This is a genomic window from Streptomyces sp. NEAU-W12 (assembly GCF_026242095.1).
Lineage (GTDB): Bacteria > Actinomycetota > Actinomycetes > Streptomycetales > Streptomycetaceae > Streptomyces.
In genome coordinates this window covers 1-7,038 of the sequence record NZ_JAPJDM010000064.1, presented here as the reverse complement: position 1 = coordinate 7,038, position 7,038 = coordinate 1, and the positions used below count along the sequence as shown (strand labels likewise).

The following is a 7,038-nucleotide window of genomic DNA, read 5'->3' as shown; positions in this document are numbered from 1 at the left end:
GTTGATGGAGCCGATGCTGGCGGAGTTCCGTCGGGTCGCCGAGAGCCTCACCTACGCCGTGCCGGCCATCCCGGTCGTGTCCAACGTGACCGGTGGGATCGCGGACCCCGCCCTGCTGTGCTCCGCCGACTACTGGGTGCGCCACGTCCGTGGCACGGTGCGTTTCGCCGACGGCGTACGGGCACTGGCCGACGGGGGAGCGGACGCCTTCCTCGAGATCGGCCCCGGTGCTGTCCTGACCGCGCTCACCCGTCGGTGCCTCGACGTCGACGCCGACACGGTCGCCGTCCCCGCTCTGCGGGGGGACCGGTCCGAGGAGACCGCGCTGCTGACGTCCCTGGCCCGGCTTCACGTGGCCGGCGTACGCGTCGACTGGCAGCCGTGCTTCGACGGCACCGGCGCCCGCCGCACCGAACTGCCGACCTACGCCTTCCAGCGGTCCCGCTACTGGCCCGACGCACAGCGCTCCACGGTGGGCGAAACCGGGGCGGACCCCCTGGACACGGCGTTCTGGACGGCCGTGGAGGGCGAGGACCTGACCACGCTCGCCGCCGATCTCGCGGTCGACACCGACGCGCTGGGCGCGGTCCTCCCCGCCCTGTCCACCTGGCGGCGCAGGCAGCGCGACCAGGCGATGGTCGACGGCATCAGGCACCACGAGGCGTGGAAGCCGCTGTCGCTGCCGCCCACCGCGCCCACCGCCACCGGCACCTGGCTGGCCGTCCTCCCCGAGGCGCTCGCCGACGACGAGTGGGTGGCCGCCGTCCTGGCGGCCGTGGGCACCGACGTCGTGCCGCTCACCGTCGGCACCGACGACCGCGACGCGCTCACCGGAAGGCTGCGCGGCCTGCTCTCCGAGGGCACCGCGCTCACCGGAGTGCTGTCCCTGCTCGCGCTCACGGACACCGCCGGGAGTCCCGCCGTCCCGACGGCGGTGCTGCTCCAGGCCCTGCTGGACGCCGAGATCACCGCGCCCCTGTGGTGTGTGACGCGCGGCGCCGTCGCCGTCGCCGGCACGGAGCGGCTCACCGCTCCCGGCCAGGCGGCGGTGTGGGGCCTCGGCCGGGTCGCGGCACTGGAACTCCCCGTACGGTGGGGTGGGTTGATCGACCTGCCCGCCGCCCTGGACGACCGTGCCGCCCGGCGGTTCGCCACCGTCCTCGCCGGACACGACGGCGAGGACCAGGTGGCCGTACGCGACTCGGCCGTCTTCGGCCGCCGGCTCGTGCCCGCCCCGGAGGCCGCACCCGACGCCGGCTGGGAGCCCAGCGGCACCGTCCTGGTCACCGGGGGCACCGGAGGCCGCGGCGCCCACGTGGCGCGCTGGCTCGCCGCCGCCGGAACCGCCCGTCTGGTGCTGGTCGGCCGGCGCGGCCCGGACGCGCCCGGCGCCGCCGAACTCGCCGCGGAACTGCGGGAGCTGGGTGCCGAGGTGACGGTCACCGCCTGCGACGCCGCCGACCGCGACGCCCTCGCCGCCGTGCTCGCCGGCATCCCCGAGGACACCCCGCTCACCGGTGTGGTGCACGCCGCCGGCATCGTCGACGACGGAGTGCTCGACGACCTCACGCCGGAGCGGTTCGCCGCGCTGCACCGCGCCCGCACCGCCCCCGCCGTCCACCTGGACGAACTGACCCGGGACCTGGACCTGACGGCGTTCGTGCTCTGCTCCTCGGTGGCCGGCACGGTCGGCACCGCGGGGCGCGCCAACCTCGCCGCCGCCACCGCCGTCCTGGACGCGCTCGCCCGGCGCCGCCGGAGTGAGGGCCTGCCCGCGACGTCCATCGCCTGGGGCGCCTGGACCGACGAGGAACCGGGCGCGGACACCACGGTCACCGACGCGACGGGCGCCGACACCACCGGCGCCGGTGCCACCGCGCGTCCGGCCCGCACCGCCGGTCACCCGGCCGTGCACCCGGACCTCGCGCTCGCCGCCCTGCGGCAGGCGGTGACCCGCCCGGAGCCGACGCCCGTGGTGTTCGACCCGCGTCAGCCGCAGGTCCTGGACACCCTCATCGGCATCCGAGGCAGCGCCCTGCTGCGCGACCTGCCGGACGCCCGGCAGGCACTGGCCGACGCGGCCGCCGCGCGGCAGCAGACCGAGACGGCCGCCTCCGGGCTCGCCGCACGGCTGCGGCAGCTTCCCGCCGCCGACCGCACCGCGGTCCTCGGCGACCTGGTCCGCACCCACGCCGCCGCCGTCCTCGGCCACCCGGGTCCGGAGGCCGTCGCCCCCGACCGCACCTTCCGCGACCTGGGCTTCGACTCGCTGACCGCGATCGAGCTGCCCAACCGGCTCGCCCTCGCCACCGGCCTGCGCCTGCCCGCCACCACGGTCTACGACTTCCCGACCGCGCAGGCCCTGGCCGAGCACCTGGTCGCCGAACTCCTCGGCGAGCAGGACACCGAGTCCGGTCTCGACCGGGTGAACGCCGCCGGGCTGTCCGACGACCCGATCGTCATCGTCGGCATGGCCTGCCGCCTCCCCGGCGGGGTGCGCTCCCCGCAGGACCTGTGGCACATGCTCAGCGAGGGCCGCGACGGCATCGAGGCCTTCCCCGAGGACCGGGGCTGGGACCTCGCCACCCTGGCGACCGGCGGCGCGGACGGCCGCGGCCGCAGCGCCACCCTCCGGGGCGGCTTCGTCGACGGCGCCGCCGAGTTCGACGCCGGCTTCTTCGGGATCTCCCCCCGCGAGGCCATCGCCATGGACCCGCAGCAGCGCCTCCTCCTGGAGACCACCTGGGAGGCGTTCGAGCGGGCCGGCATCGACGCCGACGGGCTGCGCGGCAGCCGCACGGGCGTGTTCGTCGGCACCAACGGCCAGGACTACTCCACCCTCGTCATGAACTCCCGCGAGGACCTGGAGGGCCACGCCGGCACCGGACTCGCCGCCAGCGTCGTCTCCGGACGACTCGCCTACACCTTCGGCCTGGAGGGCCCGGCGGTCACCGTCGACACCGCCTGCTCCTCCTCCCTGGTCGCCCTGCACTGGGCGCTCCAGGCGCTGCGGGCCGGCGAGTGCGACCTCGCCGTCGCGGGCGGCGTCACCCTCATGAGCACCCCGTCCGGGTTCTCCGGCTTCACCCTGCAGAACGGCCTCGCCACCGACGGCCACTGCAAGGCGTACGCGGACGCCGCCGACGGCACCGGCTGGTCCGAGGGCGTCGGCCTGATCGTGGTGGAGCGCCTGTCGGACGCCCGCCGCAACGGCCACCCCGTCCTTGCCGTGGTCCGCGGCTCGGCCATCAACCAGGACGGCGCCTCCAACGGCCTGACCGCCCCCAACGGCCCCTCCCAGCAGCGCGTGATCCGGCAGGCCCTGGCGAGCGCGGGACTCGCCCCCGCCGACATCGACGCAGTCGAGGGCCACGGCACCGGCACCCCGCTGGGTGACCCGATCGAGGCGCAGGCCCTGCTCGCCACCTACGGCCAGGGCCGCGACCCGCAGCGTCCGCTGCTGCTCGGCTCCATCAAGTCGAACATCGGCCACACCCAGGCCGCCGCCGGCGTGGCCGGCATCATCAAGACCGTCATGGCGATGCGGCACGCGGTACTGCCGAAGACCCTCCACGTCGACAAGCCCTCCACGCACGTCGACTGGGAGGCGGGCGCGGTGCGCCTGCTCACCGAGCCGACCCCGTGGCCGGAGACCGGCAGGCCGTGGCGCGCGGGTATCTCGTCCTTCGGCATCAGCGGCACCAACGCCCACACCATCATCGAGCAGGCACCCGAACCCGAGGCGGTGCCCGAGCCGGCCGGCTCCGCGACGACCGGCACGGCGGCCCCCGTACCGGCCCCCACGGTCGTCCCGTGGCCCGTCTCCGCGAAGTCCGAGGAGGCCCTGGACGCCCAGGTGGCCCGCATCGCCGCCCTGACCGGCAGGTCCCCGCTGGACGTGGGCCACTGTCTGGCCACCGGCCGTGCCCAGCTCGACCACCGCGCCGTCCTCCTCACCACACCCGGCGGGGAACCCCTCGAGGTGGCCCGCGGTCGCGCCGCGTACCGCACCTCCGCCGTCCTGTTCTCCGGCCAGGGGTCCCAGCGGGCCGGCATGGGCCGCGAACTGTACGCCGCCTTCCCCGTGTTCGCCGAGGCCCTGGACGCCGTACTGGCCCGCCTGGACACCGGCTCCGAAGTGCCTCTGCGCACGGTGCTGTTCGCGCAGGAGGGCACGCCCGAGGCGGAACTCCTCGACACCACCGGCTACACCCAGCCCGCGCTGTTCGCCCTCGAGGTCGCCCTGTACCGGCTCGTCGAGTCGTGGGGCGTGCGGCCCGACTACGTGGCCGGCCACTCCGTCGGTGAGATCACGGCCGCGCACGTGGCCGGGGTGCTGTCCCTGGAGGACGCGTGCACGCTGGTCGCCGCCCGCGCCCGGCTGATGCAGGACCTCCCTGCCGGCGGCGCCATGATGGCCCTCCAGGCGACCGAGGAGGAGATCACCCCCAGGCTGACCGACGGCGTGGCACTGGCCGCCGTCAACGGGCCCGACTCCGTCGTCGTCGCCGGCACCGAGGAGGACGTCCTCGCCCTCGCCGCCCTGTTCACGGCGGACGGCCGCAAGACGCAGCGCCTGTCCGTCAGTCATGCCTTCCACTCGCCGCTGATGGAGCCGATGCTCGACGCCTTCCGCGCCGTCGCGGAGGGGCTGACGTACACCGAGCCGGCCATCCCGGTCGTGTCCAACGTGACCGGTGGGATCGCCGACCCCGCCCTGCTGTGCTCCGCCGACTACTGGGTGCGCCACGTCCGCGGCACCGTCCGCTACGCCGACGGCGTGCGCGCCCTGGCCGACGCCGGAGTGACCGCGTTCCTGGAGGCCGGGCCCGGCGGTGTCCTGACCGCGCTGACCCAGCGCTGCCTGGACACCGACCCCGACGCCGTCGCCGTGCCCGCACTGCGCACGGACCGCGACGAGGAGACCGCGCTGCTCACCGGGCTCGCCCGGCTCCACACGGCCGGTGTCCGCGTCGACTGGGCGGCCTGGTTCCGGGGCACCGGGGCGCGCCGCACCGAGCTGCCGACCTACCCCTTCCAGCGTGAGCGGTTCTGGCCCCGCCCTGCCGCCCTGACCGGCGACGTCAGCTCGGCCGGCCTGGTCTCCGCGGACCACCCGCTGCTCGGCGCCGCCGTGCCGCTGGCCGACTCCGAGGGCGCGCTGTTCACCAGCCAGATCTCGATGCAGGTCCATCCCTGGCTGCTCGACCACAAGGTCGGCGGCACGGTCCTCCTGCCCGGCACCGGCTACCTGGAGATGGCCGTCCGCGCCGCCGACCAGGTCGGCTGCGGCCGGGTCCAGGAACTCGTCCTGTCCACCCCGATGGTGCTCGACGAGAAGGTGCCCACCGCCCTCCAGGTCGTCCTCGGCGCCCCGGACGAGGAGGGGGCCCGCACCATCGCGTTCTACTCCCGCCCGTCCGACGTCACCGACGGCCCCTGGACCCGGCACGCCACCGGATCCCTCGCCGCCGCAGAGCACACCGCCCCGTTCGACGTCCCCGCCTGGCCGCCGGCGGACGCCCGGCCGGTGCCGGTCGACGGCACCTACGAACGCACCGAGTACGGCCCCTGCTTCCAGGGGATGCGCAAGGTGTGGATCCGCGGGCAGGAGGCCTTCGTCGAGGTCGCCCTGCCCGAGGAGATCGCCGGGGACGCCCAGTACTTCGGCATCCACCCGGCCCTGCTGGACGCCGTCCAGCACGCCAACGGCTACCTCGGCGTCGGCAGCGAGGACACCCCGCTGCTGCCGTACATCTGGAACGGCGTGTCGCTGCACGCGGGCGGCGCCACCACGCTCCGGGCCCGCCTCACCAGGCTCGGCGACGAGTCGGTCACGCTCACGGCGGTCGACGCCGAGGGCGCGCCCGTGCTGTCCGCCGAGGCCCTGGTGCTGCGCGCCCCGAGCGTGCCGCGCGCCCCGGTGGCCACCGGCGGCCAGGAACCGGTGTTCCGCCTCGACTGGGTCACCGCCCCCGAGGTAAAGCCCACCGAAGGGCTGCGGGCCGTCACCCTGGGCGCCGACGTCTTCGGCACCGGCACCGTACTGTCGTCCCTCGCCGACCTCACCGACCCGGCCGACGCCCCCGACTACGTGCTCGTCCCGCTCCAGGGGGAGTACACCGCCCCGGACGGCACGGACGCGGGCGGCGACCCGGCCGACGTCCCCGGCACGGACGTCCCCGGCGCCGTCCACGCGCTGACGACCCGCACCCTGGAACTCGTACGCCAGTGGCTGGACCACGACCGGTTCGACCGCACCCGCCTGGTCTTCGTCACCCGTGACGCGGTGGCCGCCGCCGACGGCGAGACCGTACGGGACCTCGCCGCGGGTGCCGCCTGGGGTCTGGTGCGCTCGGCCCAGTCCGAGAACCCGGACCGGTTCGTCCTCGTCGACCTCGACGGACAGGACGACGTCCAGGCGCTGCTGCCGGACCTGCCGGCCCTGCTCGCCACCGGTGACGCCCAGTTCGCCGTGCGCGAGGGCACCGTCCGCGTCGGCCGGCTGGACCGCCTCGCCACCGGCGCCGGACTGCTCCCGCCCGTCGACGTGCCGTGGCGGCTCGACACCACCGGCAAGGGCACCCTGGACAACCTCGTCCTCGCCCCGTGCCCGGAGGTGCTGCAGCCGCTCGGCGGCCACGAGGTCAGGATCGACGTCGACGCGACCGGTCTGAACTTCCGCGACGTCCTCAACGCCCTCGGCATGTACCCCGGTGAGTCCGGCCCGATGGGCACCGAGGCCGCCGGTGTGGTCACGGCCGTCGGCGCCGCCGTCACCGGACTGCAACCCGGCGACCGGGTGTTCGGTACCGTGCCCGGCGGATTCGGGCCGGTCGTCGTCGCCGACGAGCACTACCTGGCCCGCGTCCCCGACACCTGGACCCAGCAGGAGGCGGCCTCCGTGCCGCTGGTGTTCCTGACCGCTCTGTACGCGTTCCGTGATCTGGCGGGTGTGCGGGCGGGGGAGTCGGTGCTGGTGCATGCCGGTGCGGGCGGTGTGGGTATGGCGGCGGTGCAGTTGGCGCGGCATCTGGG

At 75.5% G+C, this 7,038-nt stretch carries 1 protein-coding gene; it reads left to right on the top strand.

Annotated features, from left to right (window positions below):
- Window positions 1–7,038 (top strand): SDR family NAD(P)-dependent oxidoreductase (locus ORI94_RS34745; RefSeq protein ID WP_416237954.1); only part of this gene is annotated, 7,038 nt, incomplete at both ends.